At 71.8% G+C, this 22,643-nt stretch carries 24 protein-coding genes; 14 read left to right on the top strand and 10 right to left on the bottom strand.

Annotated features, from left to right (window positions below):
- Positions 1-363: 363 nt before the first annotated feature.
- A complete protein-coding gene (locus AB0J40_RS43570; RefSeq protein WP_364465839.1) occupies positions 364-915 on the top strand; it encodes a DUF4262 domain-containing protein in 552 nt (183 codons plus the stop codon).
- Here the strand turns inward: AB0J40_RS43570 and AB0J40_RS43565 are convergent.
- Positions 912-1,352 carry a cupin domain-containing protein gene (locus tag AB0J40_RS43565; RefSeq protein WP_364465837.1) on the bottom strand — a complete coding sequence of 147 codons (441 nt, stop codon included), beginning with the start codon at positions 1,350-1,352 and terminating at the stop codon, positions 912-914. The genes AB0J40_RS43570 and AB0J40_RS43565 overlap by 4 nt on opposite strands.
- A 75-nt stretch (positions 1,353-1,427) precedes the next feature.
- Here AB0J40_RS43565 and ruvC point away from each other — a divergent pair, with 75 nt between their 5' ends.
- The 8 genes from ruvC to AB0J40_RS43525 all read left to right on the top strand — a co-directional run bounded on the left by ruvC (position 1,428) and on the right by AB0J40_RS43525 (position 10,616).
- On the top strand, positions 1,428-2,012 hold the full coding sequence (ruvC, locus tag AB0J40_RS43560) for a crossover junction endodeoxyribonuclease RuvC (RefSeq protein WP_364465835.1): 585 nt from the start codon (positions 1,428-1,430) through the stop codon (positions 2,010-2,012).
- Complete coding sequence (gene ruvA, locus AB0J40_RS43555) at positions 2,009-2,602, top strand: Holliday junction branch migration protein RuvA (protein ID WP_364465833.1); 594 nt, start codon at positions 2,009-2,011, stop codon at positions 2,600-2,602. The genes ruvC and ruvA overlap by 4 nt, the downstream gene beginning before the upstream one ends.
- Positions 2,603-2,610: 8 nt before the next feature.
- Positions 2,611-3,678 (top strand): Holliday junction branch migration DNA helicase RuvB, encoded by a 1,068-nt coding sequence (ruvB, locus tag AB0J40_RS43550; protein ID WP_364465831.1) that lies wholly within the window; start codon positions 2,611-2,613, stop codon positions 3,676-3,678.
- Between the two features lie 119 nt (positions 3,679-3,797).
- Complete coding sequence (gene yajC, locus AB0J40_RS43545) at positions 3,798-4,202, top strand: preprotein translocase subunit YajC (RefSeq protein ID WP_364465829.1); 405 nt, start codon at positions 3,798-3,800, stop codon at positions 4,200-4,202.
- Between the two features lie 218 nt (positions 4,203-4,420).
- Positions 4,421-6,223, top strand: a complete 1,803-nt coding sequence (gene secD / locus AB0J40_RS43540; RefSeq protein ID WP_364465827.1) for a protein translocase subunit SecD — start codon at positions 4,421-4,423, stop codon at positions 6,221-6,223.
- A 1-nt stretch (position 6,224) separates the two neighbouring features.
- Positions 6,225-7,454 (top strand): protein translocase subunit SecF, encoded by a 1,230-nt coding sequence (secF, locus tag AB0J40_RS43535; RefSeq protein ID WP_364465825.1) that lies wholly within the window; start codon positions 6,225-6,227, stop codon positions 7,452-7,454.
- Between the two features lies 1 nt (position 7,455).
- The gene (locus tag AB0J40_RS43530; protein WP_364465823.1) at positions 7,456-7,974 is read left to right on the top strand and encodes an adenine phosphoribosyltransferase; all 519 of its coding nucleotides are present in this window, start codon (positions 7,456-7,458) and stop codon (positions 7,972-7,974) included.
- 293 nt (positions 7,975-8,267) lie between these two features.
- Positions 8,268-10,616 carry a bifunctional (p)ppGpp synthetase/guanosine-3',5'-bis(diphosphate) 3'-pyrophosphohydrolase gene (locus tag AB0J40_RS43525; protein WP_364465821.1) on the top strand — a complete coding sequence of 783 codons (2,349 nt, stop codon included), beginning with the start codon at positions 8,268-8,270 and terminating at the stop codon, positions 10,614-10,616.
- Here the strand turns inward: AB0J40_RS43525 and AB0J40_RS43520 are convergent.
- Entirely contained in the window at positions 10,613-11,857 is a 1,245-nt protein-coding gene (locus tag AB0J40_RS43520; protein WP_364465819.1) for an amidohydrolase family protein, read from the bottom strand. The genes AB0J40_RS43525 and AB0J40_RS43520 overlap by 4 nt on opposite strands.
- A gap of 45 nt (positions 11,858-11,902) precedes the next feature.
- On the opposite strand from AB0J40_RS43520, the gene AB0J40_RS43515 reads away from it, so the two are divergent.
- Positions 11,903-12,325 (top strand): MarR family transcriptional regulator, encoded by a 423-nt coding sequence (locus AB0J40_RS43515; RefSeq protein ID WP_364465817.1) that lies wholly within the window; start codon positions 11,903-11,905, stop codon positions 12,323-12,325.
- Here AB0J40_RS43515 and AB0J40_RS43510 read toward each other — a convergent pair.
- Both AB0J40_RS43510 and AB0J40_RS43505 read right to left on the bottom strand, forming a co-directional pair.
- Positions 12,322-12,723: a DUF1304 domain-containing protein gene (locus tag AB0J40_RS43510; protein ID WP_364465815.1), complete on the bottom strand. Its 402-nt coding sequence runs from the start codon at positions 12,721-12,723 to the stop codon at positions 12,322-12,324. The genes AB0J40_RS43515 and AB0J40_RS43510 overlap by 4 nt on opposite strands.
- The gene (locus AB0J40_RS43505; protein ID WP_364465813.1) at positions 12,720-13,136 is read right to left on the bottom strand and encodes a cupin domain-containing protein; all 417 of its coding nucleotides are present in this window, start codon (positions 13,134-13,136) and stop codon (positions 12,720-12,722) included. The genes AB0J40_RS43510 and AB0J40_RS43505 overlap by 4 nt, the downstream gene beginning before the upstream one ends.
- 89 nt (positions 13,137-13,225) lie before the next feature.
- Here AB0J40_RS43505 and AB0J40_RS43500 point away from each other — a divergent pair, with 89 nt between their 5' ends.
- The 3 genes from AB0J40_RS43500 (at position 13,226) to AB0J40_RS43490 (ending at position 16,349) form a co-directional block, all read left to right on the top strand.
- Positions 13,226-14,245 carry a helix-turn-helix transcriptional regulator gene (locus AB0J40_RS43500; protein WP_364465811.1) on the top strand — a complete coding sequence of 340 codons (1,020 nt, stop codon included), beginning with the start codon at positions 13,226-13,228 and terminating at the stop codon, positions 14,243-14,245.
- Between the two features lie 89 nt (positions 14,246-14,334).
- Positions 14,335-16,008 (top strand): hypothetical protein, encoded by a 1,674-nt coding sequence (locus AB0J40_RS43495; RefSeq protein ID WP_364465809.1) that lies wholly within the window; start codon positions 14,335-14,337, stop codon positions 16,006-16,008.
- Positions 16,008-16,349, top strand: a complete 342-nt coding sequence (locus AB0J40_RS43490) for a hypothetical protein (protein WP_364465807.1) — start codon at positions 16,008-16,010, stop codon at positions 16,347-16,349. Before AB0J40_RS43495 ends, AB0J40_RS43490 begins: the two co-directional genes overlap by 1 nt.
- An 8-nt stretch (positions 16,350-16,357) precedes the next feature.
- On the opposite strand, the gene AB0J40_RS43485 is transcribed toward AB0J40_RS43490, so the two are convergent.
- On the bottom strand, positions 16,358-17,191 hold the full coding sequence (locus AB0J40_RS43485) for an alpha/beta fold hydrolase (protein ID WP_364465805.1): 834 nt from the start codon (positions 17,189-17,191) through the stop codon (positions 16,358-16,360).
- Between the two features lie 73 nt (positions 17,192-17,264).
- Here AB0J40_RS43485 and AB0J40_RS43480 point away from each other — a divergent pair, with 73 nt between their 5' ends.
- Positions 17,265-18,044 (top strand): enoyl-CoA hydratase-related protein, encoded by a 780-nt coding sequence (locus AB0J40_RS43480; RefSeq protein ID WP_364465803.1) that lies wholly within the window; start codon positions 17,265-17,267, stop codon positions 18,042-18,044.
- On the opposite strand, the gene AB0J40_RS43475 is transcribed toward AB0J40_RS43480, so the two are convergent.
- The 5 genes from AB0J40_RS43475 to AB0J40_RS43455 all read right to left on the bottom strand — a co-directional run bounded on the left by AB0J40_RS43475 (position 17,984) and on the right by AB0J40_RS43455 (position 22,611).
- Positions 17,984-19,177, bottom strand: a complete 1,194-nt coding sequence (locus tag AB0J40_RS43475; RefSeq protein ID WP_364465801.1) for a glycoside hydrolase family 97 catalytic domain-containing protein — start codon at positions 19,175-19,177, stop codon at positions 17,984-17,986. The two genes, AB0J40_RS43480 and AB0J40_RS43475, sit on opposite strands and share 61 nt — an antisense overlap.
- Positions 19,178-19,476: 299 nt before the next feature.
- The gene (locus tag AB0J40_RS43470) at positions 19,477-20,040 is read right to left on the bottom strand and encodes a hypothetical protein (protein WP_364465799.1); all 564 of its coding nucleotides are present in this window, start codon (positions 20,038-20,040) and stop codon (positions 19,477-19,479) included.
- Positions 20,041-20,105: 65 nt separating this feature from the next.
- Complete coding sequence (locus AB0J40_RS43465) at positions 20,106-20,885, bottom strand: hypothetical protein (protein ID WP_364465797.1); 780 nt, start codon at positions 20,883-20,885, stop codon at positions 20,106-20,108.
- Positions 20,886-20,959: 74 nt separating this feature from the next.
- Positions 20,960-21,739, bottom strand: coding sequence for an aminotransferase class IV (locus AB0J40_RS43460; protein ID WP_364465795.1), 780 nt, complete (start codon positions 21,737-21,739; stop codon positions 20,960-20,962).
- Entirely contained in the window at positions 21,739-22,611 is an 873-nt protein-coding gene (locus tag AB0J40_RS43455; RefSeq protein ID WP_364465793.1) for a peptidylprolyl isomerase, read from the bottom strand. The genes AB0J40_RS43460 and AB0J40_RS43455 overlap by 1 nt, the downstream gene beginning before the upstream one ends.
- Between the last annotated feature and the right edge of the window lie 32 nt (positions 22,612-22,643).

The following is a 22,643-nucleotide window of genomic DNA, read 5'->3' as shown; positions in this document are numbered from 1 at the left end:
CGGCTGACGACGCGAGACTGTGCGCGCGGCGTTCGGAACGTCTACGCACTGCGTAGCATTCCACGTCTCGGACGAGGTGCTCGCCGAGGTCGGCTGACGACGCGAGACTGTGCGCGCGGCGTTCGGAACGTCTACGCACTGCGTAGCATTCCACGTGTCGGACGAGGTACTCGCCGAGGTCGGCTGACGACGCGAGACTGTGCGCGCGGCGTTCGGAACGTCTACGCACTGCGTAGCATTCCACGTCTCGGACGAGGTGCTCGCCGAGGTCGGCTGAGTTTTCCCTTGCGTGGCAAGGAATCAGGGCCCGGGCCGGAAACTTTCCGGCCCGGGCCCTGTGCTCTTCCCGGTCCGTCGGGCAGAATGTGCGCCGTGACCTCGACGACCCCCGCCGCCTCCGCCGACATCACCGCCGAACTCTCCGCCGAAGAGCTGCGCCTCATCGAATGGATCGAGACGCAGGCGAAGGAACGCGGCAACGCGGTCATCACGGTCGCCGCGGACGACGAGGGCGCCGGCTACTGCTTCACCGCCTGCGCGTGGGCGCTGCACCACGTGCCGGAAGCCGTCGTGGTCGGGCTGCCCGACCAGATGGGCCAGGTGCTGCTCGACGCCTACGTCGACCGCGCGGCCAACGGCGAGATCTTCGAGGTCGGCCGGCGCTACGACGACTTCTTCGAGGGCGTCCCGGTCGTCCTCGAGCGCGTCAACAAGGGGCACTACCCCGAGTACTTCGGCACGGCTTTCCTGATCTACCCGGACGGCGACTTCCCGGCGCTGCAGCTGATCGTCGCGACGCCGGAGGGCAAGTTCCCCTGGCACCCCGACGCGCCCGAGGGCTTCGCGCGGTGGCAGCCGGTGCTGACCGAGAGCGGCGACCCCGAAAGCTGGACCCCCGGCGTCGACGGCCCCTAGAACTTCCGCAGGTCGGCGGCCGCTTCCGGATACCGCCGAGCCAGTTCCGCGGCGGATTCGAACTCGATGCAGTCGTCGGTGTACGGCGGCACGACGACCGTGCCCAGCAGGCTCCACGACCCGAGCGTGACGGTCGCCTGCCACGTGCCGGCGGGCACGACGACCTGCGGCCGCTCCCCGGCGGCGACGTCGGTGCCCAGCACCGGCCGCTCGACCGAGCCGTCCGGGTGCAGCAGCAGCATCGCGGCCGGCGCGCCCGCGTGGTGCACCCAGACCTCGACGCGGTCCAGCCGGTGCGGCGCGGAAAGCTCCGGCGCGACGACCAGGTAGTAGATCGCGGACCCCTCGGCCGAGCGCCAGCTCTGCGCCCACCGCCCACCTTCGACGGGCAGCGGCCGCAGTCCCAGGTGGGTGACGAAATCCGACGGCTCCGGCATGTCACCCATCCTGCCGCAGGCGCGCCCAGTAACCTGCGAACTCGAACGGATGTTCGCGGCGGGAAGGAAGAACGGGTGCGGGTGCTCGGGGTCGACCCCGGTCTGACCAGGTGCGGCCTGGGGGTGGTCGACGGCGGCAAGGGCCGGGCCGTCCGCTGCGTCGCCGTCGACGTGGTGCGGACGCCGCCCGACGCCGACCTGGCCCACCGCCTGCTCGGCATCTCGGACGAGGTCGAACGGTGGATGGACAAGTACAAGCCGCAGGCCGTCGCCGTCGAACGCGTCTTCGCCCAGCACAACGTCCGGACCGCGATGGGCACCGCACAGGCGGGCGGGGTGGTCGCCCTGGCCGCCGCCCGCCGCGGCCTGCCGGTCGTCTTCCACACACCGAGCGAGGTGAAGGCCGCGGTCAGCGGCTCCGGCCGGGCGGACAAGGCGCAGGTCACGGCCATGGTGATACGGCTGCTCAACCTCGAGGTCGCCCCGCACCCTGCCGACGCCGCGGACGCCCTCGCCCTCGCCATCTGCCACCTCTGGCGTGAGCCGATGCGGGCTCGCCTCGCCGAAGCCGAAGCCCGCGCGGCCGAAATGGCCCGCACCCACAAAGCCCGCCTCGCCGCGGCGGCGAAGCAAGCGAAGAACCCTGGAGCAGCGCGATGATCTCGTCGGTACGCGGAGAAGTCCTCTCGGTCGCCCTGGACCACGTCGTGGTCGAGGTCGGCGGGGTCGGCTTCGCCGTGCAGGCCACCCCGGCGACCCTGGCCACCCTGCGCCGCGGCGAGGAGGCCCGGCTGCACACCGCCCTGGTCGTCCGCGAGGACTCGCTGACGCTGTTCGGCTTCGCCGACGCCGACGCGCGCGAGCTGTTCGGGCTGCTGCAGACGGTGTCCGGGATCGGCCCGCGGCTGGCGCTGGCCACCCTCGCGGTGCTGGACCCCGACAAACTCCGCGCCGCGCTGGTCGAAGGCAACATCACCGTGCTCACCTCGGTGCCCGGCATCGGCCGCAAGGGCGCCGAGCGGCTCACCCTCGAACTGCGCGACAAGGTCACCGCGCTCGGCTCCGGCGACGCGCCCGCGGTGACCGCGCCCGGCGCGCTGCGCTCGGAGGTCGTCGAGGCGCTGGCCGGCCTCGGGTTCCCGGCCAAGCAGGCCGAACAGGCCGTCGACAAGGTCCTCGCCGACGGTGACGGCCATACGACGGCCAGCGTGCTGCGCGCCGCGCTGACCACCCTCGGCCGGAAGCGCTAGGCGCCGCCGTGGAGTATGAAGCGGTGGAAGAGGAAGAGGCCCTCTCGGCGTGGGCCCAGACCGGCGACCGCGACGTCGAGGGCACGCTGCGGCCGCGCAAGCTCGACGAGTTCGTCGGCCAGCCACGCGTGCGCGAGCAGCTGGAGCTGGTGCTGGAAAGCGCCCGCCGCCGCGGCGTGCCGCCCGACCACGTCCTGCTCTCCGGGCCGCCCGGCCTCGGCAAGACGTCGATGGCCATGATCGTCGCCGCCGAGCTGGGTGCGGCCATCCGGATCACCTCCGGCCCCGCGCTGGAACGGGCGGGCGACCTCGCCGCGATGCTGTCCAACCTGGCGCCGGGCGACGTCCTGTTCATCGACGAGATCCACCGGATCGCCCGCCCCGCCGAGGAGATGCTGTACCTCGCGATGGAGGACTTCCGGGTCGACGTCGTCGTCGGCAAGGGCCCGGGCGCGACCAGCATCCCGCTCGAGATCGCCCCGTTCACGCTGGTCGGGGCGACCACGCGGTCGGGTTCGCTGACCGGCCCGCTGCGCGACCGCTTCGGCTTCACCGGCCAGATGGAGTTCTACACCGACGCCGAGCTGGAGCTGGTCGTCCGCCGCGCCGCCACGATCCTCGACATCCCGATCGACCGCGACGGCTGCGCGGAGATCGCCGGCCGCTCGCGGGGCACGCCCCGGATCGCCAACCGGCTGCTGCGCCGCGTCCGCGACTACGCCGAGGTCCGCGCCGACGGCAAGGTGACCCGCGACGTCGCCCGCGCCGCGCTGGCCGTCTACGACGTCGACGAGCTCGGTCTCGACCGGCTCGACCGGGCCGTCCTGACCGCCCTGACCAGGTCGTTCGGCGGCGGACCGGTCGGCATCTCGACCCTGGCGGTGGCCGTGGGGGAGGAGGCGACCACCGTGGAAGAGGTGTGTGAGCCCTACCTCGTGCGCGCCGGTATGCTCGCCCGCACCCCGCGCGGCCGGGTCGCCACCGCGACCGCGTGGGAACACCTCGGCATGGTGCCCCCCGCGGACCTCCCGGGGCGCCCGGACCAGGGCGGGCCGTCGCTGTTCGAGCAGGACTGAACGGCCCGCACCGGCGGGTGGGTGCTGGCGTCCGCGCTGGTACCTGGCACACTTGACAGGAGCACATACCCAAAAACCGGACATTTCGGCTGGGCCCGGTGTCCGTCGAACGGAGAATCATGCAACAGCTATTGCTGCCCCTGCTGCTCGTGCTCGTCCTCGCCGTGCCGCTGGTGATGAGCACGCGGAAGCAGAAGAAGCAGCAGGCCGCGCAGCAGGACCTGCAGAGCAGCCTGGCGCCCGGTGACCGCGTGATGACCACCTCGGGTCTCTACGGCACCGTCGCCGACGCCTCGGGCGACACCACGATCGACATCGAGATCGCGCCCGGCGTCGTCACGACCTGGCTGCGGCTGGCGGTCCGCGAGAAGGTCGAGCCGGTCGTCGAGACCGACGAGGACACCGCGGACGAGGCGGAGGCCCCCGCCGAGGAGTCGATCATCGAGACCGGCTCCGGCATCAAGGACGAGGAGCCGCAGACCACGGCTCAGGTCGCCCCGCCGCTGGAGCACGGCAAGAAGTAGGTCCTCGCGGCACCCTGGGCGGGACGCGGGAACGCCCGACGAAAGTCGGTGTGGCCTCGCACGCCGGGCTCACGCAGCACCGAGTACTGTCTCGGTGCTGCGTGCGTGTCCGCCGTCATACCCGTGCCCGGGAGTGAATCGCACACAGTCCCTCCCGGTAACCCTCCGGGCGGGCACCGCTTAGTTGGGGCAACCCAGTCCGAGGAGACCGAAGCACCGTGGCATCATCGGCCGGGCATCTCCGCCCGGGACGCTATCTCGCCTTCTTCGCCCTGATCGTGATCGTGCTGTACGCGCTGGTGTTCCTCACCGGCAACCACAAGCCGACCCCGAAGCTGGGCATCGACCTGCAAGGCGGCACCCGGGTCACGCTCACCGCCCGCACCCCCGACGGCGGCCAGCCCACCCGGGAATCCCTGAACCAGGCGCGCCAGATCATCGAGCGCCGCGTCAACGGGATCGGCGTCAGCGGCACCGAGGTCCTCCTCGACGGCAACAACGTCGTCATCACCGTCCCCGGCGAGCAGGGCGACCAGGCGAAGAACCTGGGCAAGACCGCGAAGCTCGGCTTCCGCAAGGTCGTCGCGAACGCGACCCAGCCGGTCGTGCCGCCGCAGACCACGACCCCGCCGCCGGCCACCGGCACGCCGACCACGGGAACCACCCCGACCTCGGGCGCGCCGAGCAAATCCGCGCCGCCCGCTTCGTCGAGCGCGCCGCCGTCGAGCCCGGCCGCCGGTGGCGGCGGTGCCGCGGGCGCCCTCGCGCCGCAGCAGAGCACCACGCCCGCCCCGCCGAGCAGCAGCACCACGCCGCCGCCGGCGTCGAGCCAGGCCCCGGCGCCCTCGGACGGCTCGGTCGACGCCGACACCGCGAAGCAGATCCAGGCCGCCAAGGCGCTGCGCCAGGACCCGAAGCTGATCGGCGCGGACGGCACCCCGAACCAGGACCTCGTCGCGAAGGCGATGGCGTCGCTCACCTGCGCGCCGAACGCCAAGGACCCCCTCGAGGGCAACGACGACCCGAAGCTGCCGCTGGTCGCCTGCGGTGACCACGACACGTACAAGTACCTGCTGGAGCCGGAGTTCCTGCCGGGCACCGAGATCGCCGACGCGACCTCGGGCTACGACCAGCAGCGCGGCCAGTGGGTGGTGAACCTCAGCTTCAAGAGCGAGGGCACCAAGATCTGGGCGGACTTCACCTCGAAGAACGTCAACCAGCAGGCCGCGTTCGTCCTGGACACGCAGGTCGTGTCCGCGCCGAACATCCAGGTGGCCATCCTCGACGGCAACACCCAGATCACCGGCAAGTTCACCCAGTCCGAGGCGAAGGACCTCTCGGACATCCTCAAGTACGGCTCGCTGCCGCTGTCGTTCGCTTCCTCGGACGCGACCACGGTGTCGGCGACCCTCGGCCTGGCCTCGCTGCAGGCGGGCCTGATCGCCGGCGGCATCGGCCTGCTGGTGGTCTTCATCTACTGCCTGTTCTACTACCGGCTGCTCGGCGTGCTCACCATCCTGTCGCTGGCCCTGTCCGGCGCGCTGGTGTTCGCGGTGCTGGTGCTCCTCGGCCGCTGGATCGGCTACACGCTGGACCTCGCGGGCATCGCCGGCCTGATCATCGCCATCGGTATCACGGCGGACTCGTTCGTCATCTACTTCGAACGGCTCAAGGACGAGATCCGGGAGGGCCGGACGTTCCGGTCCGCGGTGCCGCGCGGCTGGGTCCGCGCCCGTCGCACCATCCTGGCCTCGGACGCGGTGAGCTTCCTGGCCGCGGCCATCCTCTACGTCATCGCGGTCGGCGACGTCCAGGGCTTCGCGTTCACCCTCGGCATGTCCACGGTGCTCGACCTGGTCGTCGTGTACCTGGTGACGCACCCGCTGGTGGCCATCGTGTCCACGTCCAAGAACGCGTTCCTGTCCAATCCGAGGCACCTGGGTCTCGGCGCCGTGCAGCAAGTGGGCTCGCAGCGTAAGAAGTCGACCTCGGTCGGCCGCGCGAACGTGAAGGAGGCCTGACGTGGGGGTCGAAGAACTGGGCACGGACGCCGAAGGCAACGCCAAGGCGGCGGTGAAGCCCGGCAAGAGGGAAAGCGTCTTCCACCGGCTCTACGTCGGCACGGGTGCGTTCGACGTCGTCGGCAAGCGCAAGCGCTGGTACGTCTTCTTCGGCGCGCTGGTGCTGGTCTGCCTCGCGTCGATGATCATCCGCGGGTTCAACCTCGGCATCGAGTTCGAGGGTGGCACGCAGATCCAGATGCCGGCCAACGGCACGCACGGCGTGATCACCGAGCAGCAGGCGAAGGACTCGTTCGAGAAGGCGCTCGGCCGCCCGGCGGCCGAGGCGCAGAAGGTCGGCACCGGTGCGGCGTCGACCATCCAGATCCGCACCGACACGCTGAACGCGGCCGACGTCGCGAAGGTCAAGCAGGGCCTGTTCCAGGACCTGGGCCCGAAGGGCACCAACGGCCAGCCCAGCGTGCAGGCGATCAGCGACAGCGCGGTGAGCGCGTCCTGGGGCGGGGAGATCTCGCAGAAGGCGCTGATCGCGCTCGGCGTGTTCCTCGTCGCGGTGGTCATCTTCCTGGCGATCTACTTCGACCTGCGGATGGCCGCGGCGGCGCTCGTCTCGCTGCTGCACGACATCCTCGTCACCGCCGGCGTGTACTCGCTGATCGGCTTCGAGGTCACCCCGGCGACCGTGATCGGCCTGCTGACGATCCTCGGGTTCTCGCTGTACGACACGGTGGTGGTGTTCGACAAGGTCCGCGAGAACACGCGCGGCCTGCTCGGGCTGACCCGTCGCACCTACGGCGAGGCCGCCAACCTGGCGCTCAACCAGACCCTGATGCGGTCGTTCAACACGGCGTTCATCGCGCTGCTGCCGATCCTGGGCCTGCTGATCGTCGGGTACGTCCTGCTCGGCTCGGGCACGCTGCAGGACCTGGCGCTGGTGCAGCTCACCGGTACCCTCGTCGGCGTCCTGTCGTCGGTCGCACTGGCCACGCCGCTGCTGGTCGACTTCAAGATGCGCGACCCGAAGTACGCGCAGCAGGCCGAGCGGGTCCGGCAGCGCCGGGTCAGCCAGGAGCGCAAGGCGGCGGGCGAAGAGGACTTCGACGCCTCGGACGACGACGCCCTGGCAAAGGAACTGCGCAAGGAGAAGGCGTACGCGGCCGCGGCCAGCGTCCCCGCCCGGATCCAGAAGCAGCGCCCGTCCGGCAAGCCCGCGGGCAAGCGGAAGCGCTGACGTGGAGCTGGACGACGCCCTCGGCCTCATCGCCGAGGTGCCGGACTTCCCGGAGCCCGGCGTGCTGTTCCGCGACCTGAGCCCGCTCTTCGCGGACGCGGGTGCGTTCAAAGCGGTGACCGACGCGCTGGCGGAAACGCTGGAGCCCGGTGTCGAGGCGCTCGCGGGTGTGGAAGCCCGCGGGTTCCTCCTCGCCGCGGCCGTCGGGTACGCCCGCGGCCTCGGCGTGGTGCTGATCCGCAAGCCGGGCAAGCTCCCGCAGGTGGCGGGCCGGGTGGACTACGCGCTGGAGTACGGCACGGCGACGGTCGAGCTGCCGGCGGGCGTCGTCCGGCCGGGCCAGCACATCGCGATCCTGGACGACGTCCTCGCGACGGGCGGCACGGTAGCGGCCACGGGCAAGCTCCTGGAGGACGCGGGCGCGGTGGTCGACGGCGTGTCGGTGGTCCTGGAGCTGGGCGCGCTGGGCGGCCGCGAGGTCCTGGGAGACCGCAAGGTCCACGCACTGCAGACCTGCTGAGAGGCAGCCGCGACGGCCGGCACGCAACCCGCACCGCGCTCCACCCAGGCCTCCCCGCAACCCCGATCCGAAGCCAGAACACGGCCGGCGGTGCCGGGTCAAGGCATCTTTCCCGCCTTGACGCGGTACTGCCGGCCGTAGTCACAATCGGGCATCGGGGTGGTGGGCCGTCTGATCAATGAAGCCGCTGGTCGCAGGCCCGACATCCCCCTGAACGGGCGCACCCGGGAGGGCCGCGAGGCGTAGCGGCTACCCTGGTGTTCCGAAGGCCGCACGAGCAGCAGGAGGTGCGGGTGAGCCAGGAGCTCGACGCCGCGGTGCCCGCGAAAGAGGGCGCCCAGCAGAACGGGCAGGCGGCGGCCCAGCCGCCGAGGCCGAACGGTGCGGCGCCGAACCCGTCCGCGACCCGGCGGGTCCGGGCGCGCCTGGCCCGGCGGATCACCGCGCAGCGCGCCGCCCCGGTCAAGCAGGTCCTCGAACCCCTCGCCGTCATCCACCGCGAGCTGCACCCCAACGCCGACCTCGGGCTGCTCCAGCGCGCCTACGACGTCGCCGAGGAGCTGCACCGGAACCAGCGGCGCAAGTCCGGCGACCCCTACATCACGCACCCGCTCGCCGTCGCCACCATCCTCGCCGAGCTCGGCATGGACACCACGACCCTGGTCGCGGCCCTGCTGCACGACACGGTCGAGGACACCGGCTACGCGGTCGAGAGCCTGAAGGCCGACTTCGGCGAGAAGGTCGCCGAACTCGTCGACGGCGTCACGAAGCTGGACAAGGTCAAGCTCGGCACGTCCGCCGAAGCCGAGACCATCCGCAAGATGGTCATCGCGATGGCCAAGGACCCGCGCGTGCTGGTCATCAAGCTCGCCGACCGGCTGCACAACATGCGCACCATGCGCTTCCTGCCGCCGGAGAAGCAGGCCCGCAAGGCCCGCGAGACCCTCGAGGTCCTCGCGCCGCTGGCCCACCGCCTCGGCATGGCCACGGTCAAGTGGGAGCTGGAAGACCTCGCGTTCGCGATCCTGCAGCCGAAGAAGTACGACGAGATCGTGCGCCTGGTCGCCGACCGCGCGCCCTCGCGCGACATCTACCTGCGGTCGGTCATCACCGACCTGACCAGCAACCTCGTGTCGTCGCGGATCACCGCGAAGGTCGAGGGCCGGCCGAAGCACTACTACTCGATCCACCAGAAGATGATCGTCCGCGGCCGGGACCTGGACGACATCCACGACCTGGTCGGCGTCCGGATCCTCGTCGAGGACGTCCGTGACTGCTACGCCGCGATGGGTGTCGTGCACGCGCTGTGGCAGCCGGTGCCCGGCCGGTTCAAGGACTACATCGCCCAGCCGCGCTTCGGCGTCTACCAGTCGCTGCACACCACCGTGATCGGCCCGGACGGCAAGCCCCTCGAGGTGCAGATCCGCACCTACGAGATGCACCGGACCGCCGAGTACGGCATCGCCGCGCACTGGCGCTACAAGGAAACCAAGGGCACGCACACCGGCAACGCCATGGACGTCGACGAGATGGCGTGGATGCGCCAGCTCCTCGACTGGCAGCGGGAAGCGGCGGACCCGGGCGACTTCCTCGAGTCGCTGCGCTACGAGCTGGCCGCGCGCGAGATCTTCGTGTTCACGCCGAAGGGCGACGTCATCACCTTGCCGGTCGACTCGACCCCGGTGGACTTCGCCTACGCCGTGCACACCGAGGTCGGGCACCGCTGCATCGGCGCCCGCGTCAACGGCCGCCTGGTCGCGCTCGAACGCAAGTTGGAGAACGGCGAAGTCGTCGAGATCTTCACGTCGAAGGCGGAGAACGCCGGGCCGTCGCGCGACTGGCTGTCGTTCGCCGGCTCGCCGAAGGCGCGCGCCAAGATCCGGCAGTGGTTCGCCAAGGAACGCCGCGACGAGGCGATCGAAGGCGGCAAGGAAGCCATCACCAAGGAGATCCGCAAGGTCGGCCTGCCGATCCAGCGGCTGGTCTCCGCGGAGTCGATGGGCGCGGTCGCCACCGAGCTGCGCCACGCCGACATCTCGTCGCTGTACGCGGCGGTCGGCGAGGGCCACACCAGCGCCAAGCACGTCGTCCAGCGGCTGGTCGCGCTGATCGGCGGGGTCGACGCGGCGGAGGAGGAGCTCGCCGAGCGCGCGACGCCGTCCACGGTCACCCGCCGCCGCGGGTCCAACGACGTCGGCGTGGTGGTCAAGGGCGCCAGCGACGTCTGGGCGAAGCTGGCCCGCTGCTGCACCCCGGTGCCGGGCGACGAGATCCTCGGGTTCGTGACCCGCGGCGGTGGCGTTTCGGTGCACCGCACCGACTGCACGAACGCCGGCGACCTGCAGTCCCAGCCCGAGCGGCTGGTCGAGGTCGAGTGGGCGCCTTCGGCGTCGTCGGTGTTCCTGGTGGCGATCCAGGTCGAGGCGCTCGACCGGCACCGCCTGCTCTCCGACGTGACCAAGGTGCTGGCCGACGAGAAGGTCAACATCCTGTCGGCCTCGGTGACCACGTCCCGCGACCGGGTCGCGGTCAGCCGCTTCTCGTTCGAGATGGGCGACCCGAAGCACCTCGGCCACGTCCTCAAGGTGGTCCGCGGCGTGGAAGGCGTCTACGACGTCTACCGCGTGACGTCGGCTTCCTAGGGAGTCCAGGAGACACCGGCGGCCGCCGCGATGCGCTCGCGCGACTCCAGGAGCCGCGCGCGCAACGGCGGCAGGTCGACGTCGAGCAGGCGCCCGTGCCGTTTGACCGCCTTCCCGGCGACGTAGACGCTGTCCACCAGCCCGGGGTGACCGGCGCTGACGATGGTGCGGACCGGGTCGGCGACGGGGAAGACCGAGAGGTCTTCGGCGTCCAGCAGGACGAGGTCGGCGTCCGTGCCGGGGGTGAGGCGGCCGGCGTTGCGCCCGCACGCCAGGGCGCCGTTCACCGTGGCGCACTCGAGGACGGTCCGCGTCGTCAGGCCGCGGTCGGCGGCCAGTGCCGTGCGCATGGCGCCGAACAGGTCGCCTCCGGCGGACAGGCAGTCGTCGACCGACAGCGTCGGGCGGAGGCCGGCGGCGAGTGCGCGGCCGGTGATGAGCGGCTCGAAGCCCATCTTCAGCTCGACGTCCGGGCTGATCGACACCGAAGAACCCGCGTCGGCGAGCATCGCCAGCTGGTCGTCGGAGAGGCCGTTGCCGTGGACGACGGTCGTTCGGTCGTCGAGCAGGCCGCGGGCGTGCATCTCCGCGATCGGGCGGTCGCCCCGCGGCCAGCCACCGGTGCCGTGGACGTGCGTGCTCACCGGCAGCCCGAGTTCCCTTGCCAGGGCGACATCCGCGGCGGTTTCGTCCATTGTGGAAATCACCGGCCCGCGCAGGCCGAGCACCATGTCGTCGCCCGGCAGCAGCTTGCGCACGCGCCGGATCTCCGGCTCGACGTCCGGCCCGTCGGCGCCGTAGCAGAAGATCGAGTGGCCGGGTGCGTCGTGCAGCCCGGCGATCGCGGCGTCGGCGTTCTCGGGGTGGAGGGCGCAGTGGAACCAGTCGAGCATGGTCGTGACGCCGGAGTTCAGGGCTTCGAGGCGGCCGAGGAGGTTGCCCAGGTAGACGTCCTCGGTCCGGTAGTGCGGTTTGAGCGTCCCGTGCGCGGCGACGCGGTACTCGTCGAACGTCCAGTCCGCGCCGAGCCCGCGGAACGCCGTCTGCCAGGTGTGCCGGTGCGTGTCGACGAACCCGGGCAGCACGATCTTCCCCGTCGCGTCGACGATCTCGGCATCGACGTCGAGCGCGGCGCCGATGGCGGCGATCCGGCCGTCCTCGATGAGCACATCGCCGCGGGGAAGGTCGCCGAGCGCCGGGTCCATGCTGACCACCATGCCGCCGCGCAGCAGTGTCTTCATCAGTCTCCTCCAAGAGTTGACGCGTCAACTCTGTATGCTACGCCCATGCTGGACGCGGCGGAGTGGGAGTTCTGGGACACCTGGATGCGCGCCCACCGGCTGCTCCTCCGCGAGCTCGACCGCGGGCTGCAGCGCGACTGCGGCATTTCGAAGGCCGAGTTCAGCGTGCTGATGACGCTGACCCGGCCGATGCGCGTCGGCGAGCTCGCCGACGCGCTCGACTGGGAGAAGAGCCGCGTCGCGCACCTGCTGACGCGGATGGAGCGCCGCGGCCTGGTGGCGCGGATCGAGGACGGCGCCACCGGACGGCGCACGGGAGTCGACCTGACCGGAGAAGGCCGCCGGACGGCGGAGCGCGCCACCAAGGCGCACGGCGCCAACGTCCGCCGCCTCGCCCTCGACCGGCTCACCGCCGACCAGGCCGCGGCCATCCGCTCCTGGAGCGAGCAGGTGCTGGCGGAAGGCTAGAAGAGCGCCGCGACCAGTGCGACCAGCGGCGGCACCGCCTGCGCGAGGGCACCGCCGCGGCCCGCGCCGCGCGGCCGGCTCAGGGCGAGCAGATCGGACACCCCGAGGACGATCCCGGCCAGCGCCATGTACGCGCAGGTATAGAGCACCAGCGCGCGCCCGGCCCCGGCCTGGCCGGTGTGCAGCAGCACCAGCCCGGCGACCGGCCCGGCCGCCAGGAACAGGTTGTAGAACCCGACGTTGAACGACCACAGCCGGGTGGCGGGCAGGTTCGCCGTCGGGATCTTGAAGATGCCCTCGTGCACGCCCGGCCGCTCGAACAGCAGGACCTCCCACGTGAACGCCAGGAGATGCACCAGCGCGGCGACCCCGGCGAATACTTCGGCGACGGCGTTCACGGCCGCACCAGCTCGACGCCGTGCCGGCTCGCGACCTCCGGGATCCGCTCCGCCGGAGCCAGGTCGACGTCGCGGAAGAAGCGGCCCATCGCGTCGGTCAGGCTGATCGCGAGGAACTTCGCCGACGGCGTGTGCACGGTGAAGGTGTTCACCGCGCCCGCCGGGATGCTGATCGACGCGCCGGGGCCCAGGTCGTGCAGCTCGCCGTCGACGTAGACCGTGATCCGGCCGTGCAGCACGTAGAAGCTCTTCGCCCAGGGCTCCGAGTGCGGCGGGACCGACGGCCCGCGGGGCGCGTCGACCTCGAACAGCTCGTAGGCCCCGCCGGTGTGCTCGGCACCGACCTTGACGGTGATCCGGGCGTCCTTCGAATCGAGTTCCGGGCCTTCGCCCGGTGCGCTGAAGTGGGTCATGCCCATCGATGGTGGGAACCGGCGGAGCGGGCGGCCATCCCCGGTTTCTGGGATACCCGTTCCGCCGTCCGGCGGCGCATACTCGGTCCATGTGGGAGGGTCGGGCGCAGGGCGCGCGGCGCGACATCGCCGCACTCGCGACGGCGGGCCTCGGGGTCGCCGAGCTGCACGCCGCCGCCATCGAGCTGGTCGAGCGGGTGGTGCCCACCGAGCTGACCTGCTGGGCGTCGCTCGACCCCGAAACCGCCGTGATCAGCTCGATGACCAGCGGCCGCGCCCGGATCCCCGGCGAGTACGAGCCGCTGCTGGCGACCTACGAGTACGACGGCGCCCAGCCGCACACCTTCGCCGAGCTGGCCGCGCGCCCGGTGCCGGTGGCCCGGCTCTCGGACCTGCCGCACCGCGACGCCGAACGCAGCGGCCGGCTCAACGAGGTGTGGCGGCCGCTGGGCCTGGACCACGAGCTGCGCGCGGTGTTCCGCGTCGACGGGACGTCGTGGGGCGCGGCGGGCCTGGTGCGGCGCGGCGAGTTCAGCGACCGCGAAGTCGAGTTCCTGACGGCGATCGCGCCGGCCGTGGCGGCCGCGACCCGGGTGGCCGCGCGCACGCGCGACCCGGGGGAGCCGGCGGACGCGGCGATCGTCGTGGCGGGCCCGGACGGCAGGCAGCGGGCGGCCACCGCGGCGGCCGCGGCGTGGCGGTCCGAACTGGACGAAATCGCCCCCGGCCGGTTCGCGGTGCTGCTGCGGGCGGTGGTGACCGGTGCGCGGGCGGCGGCGACAGGCACCTTCCGCGCCCGGGTCCGCGACGCCCGCGGCGGCTGGATCGTGTTGCACGCCAGCAGGTTGGTCGCCGAGGACGCCGACGAGACCGTGGTGACGGTCGGCCGTGCGTCGGGGGCCGAGCTGCTGAGCGTGCGGCTGGCGGCCTACGGCCTGACCGCCCGCGAGCGCGACGTCTGCCGCGAGGTGCTGGCCGGGCGGTCCACTGTGGACATCGCGGACCGGCTCGGCATCTCGGCCCACACGGTGCAGGACCACCTCAAATCGGTGTTCGGCAAGGTGGCCGTCCGCAGCCGCGGCGAACTGACGGCGAAGCTGCTTTCCTGACCGTTTTTCCGCCCGGAATTGCGGTGCCGGTTTTCGCGACTGCATGCTACGGTCCGCAAATTGCAGGGCGGCCGAGCCGAGGGGGCAGCATGTCCGACGACACCACGCGTTACCTCTGTGCGGCTTCCTACCTCGACCCCCGCTACGGCACCGAGGCGATCACCGAATTCCTCGTCGAGCCGACCCGGCCGGTCCCGCCGTCACCGGGCGTCGACGCCGGCCGGGTGCTGACCGAGGCGGTGCGGGCGCGGGCGCGCCGCAAGAACTACGACGGCGTGCTGGTCGGGCTGATGGCCGTCGTCATCGCGCTGTCGTGGGACAACCCGCTGCTGTACGGCTGGATCGTGCTGTCGGTGCTGCTCGTGGTCGCGCGGGCGGGGAAGACCGCGTACGCGAACGAGCGGGTGTTCAACCCGAAGACGCTCGTGCTGGTGCTCGCCGCGGTCGTGGTTCTGTGGCTGCTGCTGACCTACTCGGACGTGCTCTTCGACTCCGGGAGCTCGTATTCGTCGCGCTACTACGACGACGTCGACATCGACTACGACGGCTCCTCGGGCGGCGAAACCGCCCGGTTCGTCATCGGCATCGTGCTGGCCGTGGTCGTGCTCATGGTCGTCACCTTCGAGCGCTGGTCGCTGTGGAACCTGCTGACCACGCGCTTCACGCGCTTCGCCCCGCCGTCCCCCGACACCGGCAGCCTCTCCGGCCTGTTCACCGAAGACTTCCGCGACCAGCTCGCCCGCTACCGGCGCGACGACGAGTTCGCCGGGATGCCCGGTGCGCCGCTGGTGGTGTACCGCGGCTACAAACCGTTCGTGGGCGCGGGTTTCCGCCGGGACGCCTGGTCGATGGCGATCCCGCTGGAGCGGCTCGAAGACGACGAGAGCGACCCCGAGACCCGGCGGGAGCTGACCACCGAGACGCTGTACGAGGAGATCCGCGGGGCGGTCGCGGAGCTGCGGCAGTCGGCCGCGTTGTCGCCCGACCGGCGGCTCGGCGGGCTGACCGTGACCGAAGCCGTGTTCACCCCGGCCGCGGAGCTCATCGACCACCTCACCGACGCCGAGGCCGCGTCCTACCTGCCGGACATCGAGTACCCGCCGCACACGCGGCTGACCGAGGCCGACGTCGAGCGGATCCGGCGCGAACCCCGGGAGTGGGCGCGCTACTACCTGTGCTTCCAGGTGGAAACCTGGGACCGGGACCTGGTGCTCACGACGTTCCTGCACGTGGCGGTGGACGACACGACGCTCTACGTGGAGTGGACGCCGTTCATGCTGCCGCCGATCAAGGCCGAATACCGGGTCGTGGACAAGATGCGGCAGGAGTCGCTGCGCCCGTTCGGGCAGGGGCTGCTCGCCTGGCTGGAGCTGCCGGCGAGCCTGCCGGGCCGGATCGCCAACCTGGCGTCGTGGATCCGGCGGCCGAAGCGCGAGGCCGGCGTCCTCGACCCGGAGCGCTACGGCGCCGCGAGCACCCTGCGCGAGCTCGCGGCGGTGAACCTGTTCACCGACTACTTCCAGCTCGTCGACATCGAACGCTACGAGAAGATCATCGGCAGCAGGCTGCTGCCGACGATCGGCAAGCTGCTCGGCGACGCCGGGTTCTCGACGGCGAAGTTCGAGGAGCAGGCGGCCGTGGTGATCAACAACGACATCAGCATCGGCGGCGACAACCGCGCCCCGATCACCCAGACCGGGCAGCGCGGCCCGCGGCCGCGCGTGCCGAAGACGACCGGGCGCAACGCCGGAACGGAGGCCTGATGGGACACCGGATCACGAACAAGGTCAGCATCGGCGGGGACAACTCGGGCCGCATCACCCAGACCGGCATCGAAGGCGGCGGTGCCGACGAGACGGTTTCCTCGCTGCTGCAGCTGGTCGAGCGGCTGACGGCCGAGGTGCGCGGGAAGGACCTCGCGAAGCAGGAAGTGCTGGAGGACACGCTCACCGACCTGGCGGAAGACCTCCGCGCGGGCGACGCCGCCGAGCCGGCGGTGGTGCGCAGCCGATGGGAGAAGATCAAGGGGCTGCTCGGCGGGCTCGCGCAGTTCTCCGAGCTGGTCGCGAAGATCTCCGACCAGGTCCAGAAGATCTTCACCTGAGCGCGGCCTCAGAGCACCTTCCGCAGCAGGGCGTTGACCTCGTCCGGCCGTTCCATCCCCGGGAGGTGGCCGGTGTCGGGGAGTTCGACGAGCTCGGCGTTCGGCAGCGACGCCGCGAGGTGGTGGGACAGCTCGACGAGGCCGGGCGCGTCCGCCGTCCCGATCACCACCAGGGCCGGCGTCGTGATCTCGCCCAGCCGGTGCCGGGTGTCCGGGATCTTCTCCGTCCACTGTGGAGCACTCCAGTCGTGCCGGTAGACCTGTTCGCACATCTCCCGCACCAGCGCGACCATGTCCGGCGGCAGGACCGAGACGTCCCGCTCCGGGCCGGCGACCATGTAGCGGATGTTCGCGTCGGCCATCGCGCGCACGTCCGCCTCGTCGACGTCGATCTCGCGGGCGGCGTACCGGGCCAGCCGTCCGTCGGGGAACAGTTCCGTGGTGAGCCGCGCGATGTCCCGTTGCATGTGGTCCGGCCACGGGTGCCCGGTCAGGCCCGAGCCGAGCAGGGCGAGCCGGGTGATCCGCTCCGGCGCGGCCAGGGCGGCGTCCAGCGCGCACGCCCCGCCCATCGACGCCCCGACCAGCGCGGCCCGCTCGATCCCCCGGGCATCGAGCAGGGCCAGCAGGTCCTCGAAGTGGGCGTACTCGCCGGGGCCGTCGGCGGTTTCGCCGAAGCCGCGGCGGTCGTAGCGGATCACCCGGTGCGTGGCGGCGAGGGCGGTGAACTGGGCGTCCCACATCCGGCGGTCGCCGATCGCGGCGTGCAGCAGCACGACGGCGGGCCCCTCTCCCGCTTCGTCGTAGCCGAACGCCGTCCCGCCCACCTCGATCGTCGCCATGGGCCCAAGCTAGCGACCCGAACGTGTCACACACCGCACTTTTCGCTCAGGGCGAGAAGCTAATGTGCGACTCATGACCGAAGGATTCGAGCTGACGCGCGACGGGGAAGTCGCCCGGCTCACGCTGACCCGCCCGGAGAAGATGAACGCGATCACCTACGGCATGTGGTCGGCGATCCCGGACGTCGTGGCCGAGGTCGACGCCGATCCCGCGGTGAAGGTGCTGGTGATCGCGGGGGCCGGGAAGCACTTCTCGGCGGGCGCGGACATCAGCGAGTTCGGCGAGCTGCGCACGACCGCGGAGGGCGCGGCGAGCTACGACAAGGCGGTCGAGGGCGCGGTGGCGGCGCTGACCGCGCTGCGCAAGCCGTCGGTGGCGATGATCCAGGGCAACTGCATCGGCGGCGGCTGCCAGATCTCGGTCGCCTGCGACTTCCGGTTCGCCGCCGAGGGCTCCCGGTTCGGCATCACGCCGGCGAAGCTCGGCATCGTCTACCACTTCGACTCCACGCGCCAGCTCGTGTCGCTGGTCGGCCCGGCGCACGCGAAGTACTTCCTGCTGTCGGGCGAGCTGATCACCGCCGGCCGCGCCCGCGAGATCGGCCTGCTCAACGACGTCTTCCCGGCCGCGGAGCTGGAGTCGTCGACGCAGGAGTTCGTCGCCACGCTCTGCTCGCGGTCGCAGGCGTCGATCCGCGGGATGAACCGGATCATCGAGAAGATCGTGGCCGGCCAGGAGACGTCCGACGCCGAGGTCGAGGAGATCCGTTCCGAGGCCCTGCACGGCGTCGACTACGCCGAGGGCGTCGCCGCGTTCCTGGAGCGGCGCCCGCCGCGGTTCACCTTCCGCTGAGGATTGCACGCGTTGCCGCCGTTCGCGGCGATCGGCACGTGCAAGGGCCCGTCCGTGGTGACCTTCGAGGTTTCCCGGAGCAGCCCGGACGGCCCGTCGCGCACGGTGTCGGCGACCCAGTGGCCCGGTCCCAGGAAGCCCAGCGGTGCCCTCACGGTCGTGGCTGGCCCGGCGAAGATGCCGCCGACGAACCAGCGGTCACCCGAGCGGCGCGCGAACACCGCTTCACGGCCGGGCCTCCCGGACAGCAGGCGGGTTTCGTCCCAGACGGTCGGCAGCTCGTCGATCGTGCGCACGGCCTCCGGCCGGGCTTCGTAGTTCTCCGGCTTGTCCGCGCTGTGCTGCCAGCCGGATTCGTAGACGAAGAAGGTCGCCACCTCGTGGGCGTCCGTCGTGTCCCGATCGGACACCACGAACGCCGTCGGCGTGTAGTCCATGCTGCCGACGACGTTGCGGGTGAACGGGAACATCATGTTGGTCGCCGCCCGCGTCCGGAGCTGTTCGGCGCCGCGGTCGGCTTCGAAGCTCAGCACGTGGGCCAGGTGCGCGGGAACCCGCGCGGGACGGTCGCGCCGTGGAAGTCGATCATCAGCTCCTGCACGGCGGTGGCCCGCGATGTCGTCGACCAGCAGGTACGGCCAGCCGTGGCGGGCGGCGAAGTCGGCGAACTGCTTCTGTCGCAACGGATCGCCCGGGCTGTCGTGTTCGGACAGCCAGGACCAGGCGACCTTGCCCGGCCGCACCCAGGACGTGTCGTCCAGTTCGGACGGTCGCGCGAGGTCGTCGGCCAAAGTGGACTCGGTGACCGCCGCCAGGTCGCCGGTGATCGCCACCCGCCACGGCGTGGCGAACGGCCCCGGACCGGTGACGGCGGCGTCCGCGAGCTTGATGGCGTAGCCCGCCGAGCCGGCCGGGTGCGTCAGCCGGGCGCCGGAATACCGTCCGTCCACATCGGACTCGGTCAGGAGCGTGTAGCCGTCGCCGGTGGCGAACAGCGACGGGAAGCCGTAGTCGCCCGCCTGGGCGTCGCCCGCGGTAGTTTCGACCCGGACCCCTTCGTAGTCGGGGGAGTAGGGCAGCAGCCACGCGGGCGCCGCCGGGGGCAGCGTGAACGCCGACGCCTCGCCGAGCACAGGCCGAGGGGAGCGGGCGCGAGCACGGTCGTGCCGCCGCGGGTGACGGCGAAGGTCAGGCCGTCGTCACCGGTGCGGGCGACGACGGCGGTCACGGCGCCGGCGAGGCTCACGCTCCAGCGGCCGGCGGCACCGGCGGGCCCGCTCGTCACGGCCGTGGCCGCCGACGCCAAAGCCAACGCCGGCGCGAAGGCGAGCGCGGGCCTGCTCCCGAACCCCAAGGCAGCTCCTTCGCCGCGCGGAATGGCGTGTCGAGCACCGATCTTCGGCGCTCGGCGCGGATTCCGCCGACGGAGGGGTCAGGCATCCAGGTAGGCGTGGAAGTGCTCGGCGACGACGTCGGTCACCCCGGCGGGGTCGAGGCTCCCGTCGATTTCGATGACGCGGATGCCGAGCTCCCGCGCCGAGCGCACGGCCTGCGCGGCGAGCATCCGATCGCGCGTCAGGCGGCTGCGCTGCCGCGGGATGGTGGGCTCGTCCGGCCGGTGGCGCAGCTGGTGCTGGCGGAACAGCTCGGTCGGCACCAGCACGACCATCCGGCTCGGCGAATCCACGAGCGGCGCGACCAGTTCCGGGCGCAGGCCCCGGCCCTCGGCGACGATCGGCCGCGGCGAGGTCAGGGCGCGCAGGTCGGCCAGCGCGCATTCGAACCGCTGCCGGAACTCGGCCAGCAGGGCGGTCAGCTGGTCGCCGGCGGGGACGTCGTCGGCCGGCGCGGCACCGGGCCGGGCCCGGTCGTCGTGGTGGTAGGTCGTCAGCCCGTGGCGCTCGGCCAGCAGCCGGGCGACGGTCGACTTGCCCGTCCACGGGGCGCCACCGATCCAGAGCGTCTTGCGCAGAGTCCCGAACGGATCCGAGGTCATCGTTCGACTATTGCGGCACCGGCGCCCCGAAGGCCAGAGTTCGGGCGCTGGTTGATCCGTTCAGCTCAGGGCTCGCTTTCGCCGTCGACGACGAGGACGGTGGAGTCGTCGGCGAAGTCCGGTTTCCCGCCGAGCCGGAAGTGGAACCGCGAGCCCGGCCGCACGGCGGCGATCACCTGGGTCTCGGCCGTGTCGAGCACGATGATCGAGAGCTCGGTCGTGACCGGTTCCGGCCGCAGGACCTCGGGCACGACCGGGATCGGCAGCGTGCCGCTGACCGAGCCGGAGCCGTCGTCGTCTTCTGCGACGGGTTCGAACGGCGGCGGCGGGACGAGCCGCGGCCGGCGCCGCCACCAGAGCCCGGCGATCAGGCCGGTGAGCAGTCCGCCGGTGCCGCTGACGGCGGAGGCGAGCCCGACGCTGAGTCCGGAGGGCGCTTCGACGGGGTCGGCCTTCGGCGCCGGGGCGGGAGCCGGGGGAGTGGCGGGCAGCGGCCCGAACCGCACGGCGGGGTCCCGGGCGTCGTCGGGCAGCTGCAGCACCTGGCCCGGTTCGATGGCGGTGGGGTCGGTGAAGGGCGTGCCGTCGGGTCTGGGCCTGCCCTGGTTGAGCTGGAAGATCTCGGGGAACCGGTTGCCGTCACCGAGGGCGCGTTCGGCGATCTTGAACAGCGTGATGTCATCGGGGTTGTCGGCGTGCGGAACGATGTAGTACTTGACGGCGGGCGGAGGCGGCTGGGTCTGTGCGAGGGCGGGGCCGCCGACGAGCACGGCGAAGAGGACACCGGCGGCGCCGGCCTGCCCGGCCCGCCCGAGCACGCGGCGCACCGCGGGGTTTGCGACCATGGTCGGCACCTCTCCCCGGCGACCCCGGCGGGTCCCGGTGTTGCCCCTCTACACGGGGCCGGAGCGGGTGCGGTTCAGATCTCGTCCCACGGCACGGTTTCGTACGCCTTCGCGAGCAACTCCACCGCGCGGTCCGCGGGCGGCAGCACGAGGTCGTCGACGGACGCGATCGCGCGGCCCGGGGTCTCGGAGTTCGTCACGAACATCGCGTCGAACGAACGCAGGTCCGCCGGCCGGACTTCGCGCGTCTCCTGCGGGACACCCAGGCGGCGCAACGCTTCCTTCTGCACCAGCATCGTGATCCCCGGCAGCACCGCGGCTTCCGGCCACACGACCGTGTCGCCGGCCAGGAAACCGGCGTTCCACACCGAGGCCTCGCTGATCCGGCCGGCCGGGTCGACGAACAGCGCGTCGTCGTAGCCGGCCAGCTCGGCCTGGCGGGAGTGGTAGATCAGCCCGAACGTGCCCAAGTGCTTCACCTGCGGCAGCTCCCGCTGGTACCGCACCGTGCGCAGGCGCAGCGGCGCCGGCTCGGGCGGGTGCGGCGGGAGCGTCCGGACCAGGATCTCCGGCACGAGAGGTTCGTCGAACGAGCGCGTGACCACCATGACCCGCACCGAAAGCGCGGGTTCGCCGGCGATCGCCTGGCGGACGTACGCCCGCACCCGGTCGACGTCGAGGTCGGTGCCGAACAGCAGCCGCGTGCTCGTCGCGAGCCGCTCGAGGTGGAACGCGAGGCCGCGGACCCGCCCGTCCCGGACCTGCATCGCGGTGAAATGGCCGTAGGAGGTCATTCCCGCGACGAAGGCACCCGGGCCGAGCGGCTCCCCGTTCAGCTCGATGCGCGCCGCCACTACTGGACGGTCACGCCCGTGAACTTGACCTGCTTCGTCGGCGCCCCGGTGCCGTCCTGCGGGTTCGGGTTCGCGATGCCGGCCTTGGCGACGGCGTCGAGGACCTTGAGGCCCTCGTCGCTGATGCTGCCGAACACCGAGTAGTCCGCCGGCAGGCCGTCGGCGTTGCCGTAGACCATGAAGAACTGGCTGCCGCCGGAGTTCGGGGCGGACGTCTTCGCCATCGCGAGGATGCCGCGGCCGTACTTGATCTCCGGGAACGCCTCGTCCGGCATCGTGTAGCCGGGGCCGCCCTGGCCGTCCTGCGTCGGGTCGCCGGTGGCCGAGGGGTCACCGCACTGCAGCATCTGCAGGCCCTCGGTGCCGAGCCGGTGGCACATGGTGTCGTTGTAGAAGTTCTGCTTCGCCAGGCTGACGAAGCTCTGCACCGCGCAGGGCGCGAGCGCCCGGTCGAGCGTCAGCGGGATGTCGCCCGCGGTGCTCTTCAGCGTCACGTTCACCGTGCCGGTCGACGGGACGTTCTTGCCGTCGGGCAGGTTGACCTTCTTCGGCGCCTTGCCCGTCGTGTCGGCCTTGAAGTCGCACGTCGTCGGGTTCGGCAGCGCCGTGGCCCGCTTCGGCAGCGCCGTGCGCTGCGTCGGGATCTGGAGGTCGGTCGGCGGCGGCGCGGCCGAAGACGACGCCGCCGTGTCGGTGGCGTCACCGCCGTTGGCGCTCACGATCCACACCACCACGCCCGCCACGACGAGCACGGCCACGCCGACGACACCAGCGCCGATCCTCCTGCGTCGCTTCTGCTGCTCCAATCGGCGCTCGAGCTGCCTCTCGAGCTTGCGCTTCGCAGCTTCGCGGCGCTGCTGGTTGGTCGCCACCCCGTACCCTCCAGGTTTCCGCTCGTGTCACA

Source organism: Amycolatopsis sp. NPDC049691, from assembly GCF_040675005.1.
In the GTDB taxonomy this organism is placed as follows: Bacteria; Actinomycetota; Actinomycetes; order Mycobacteriales; family Pseudonocardiaceae; genus Amycolatopsis.
The sequence above is the reverse complement of the archived record's forward strand: the minus strand, read 5'-3'. Positions and strand labels throughout refer to the sequence as shown.